The organism is Bacillus sp. LR--39 (assembly GCF_053613335.1).
In genome coordinates, this window is record NZ_JBSIOT010001309.1 from 1 (window position 1) to 576 (window position 576).

General features: G+C 46.7%; 1 protein-coding gene. It reads right to left on the reverse strand.

From position 1 onward, the window contains the following. Window positions 1-576 (reverse strand): aminotransferase class III-fold pyridoxal phosphate-dependent enzyme (locus ACWHAR_RS30170; RefSeq protein WP_452088814.1); only part of this gene is annotated, 576 nt, incomplete at both ends.

The window sequence follows — 576 nt, forward strand, 5'->3', positions numbered from 1 at the left end:
TGAATAGGGATGTGCACTATATGTGTGACCGCTCATAATCACACCTGACCCTTGTTTTATCGTTTCAATAATAGAATCAGATACGACGGCAGCAGCAATAGGCGCATAACCGGCACCGAGTCCCTTCCCCAGTACAGCAATATCAGGTACGGTGTCCCAATGCTCTGTCGCGAGCATCCTTCCTGTTCTCCCAAGCCCCGTCATCACTTCATCTGCAATAAAAAGCACATCGTGTGTGCGGCATACCTCACTTAATCTCTCATAATATCCCGGAGGCGGAGTAATCGCTGCTCCTGCAGCACCAATAATAGGCTCAGCCACAAAGCCGGCGATGAATTGGCTTCCGATTCTTTTGATCATAGTGTCCAGTTCATCAGCTGCAGTCTGAACAACGTCTTCTTCCGTCTCATAATTCAGCCGATAAATATGTGGAGCTGAGATAGCTGGATACCGCTCAATGAGATGGGTGAACCGGTATCTCCTTTCATAAAAACCAGACAATGAAAGCGCTCCCAAAGTTATTCCGTGGTAACTGCTCCATCGAGACAAAAAGATGGATTTTTGTGTTTGCTTTTT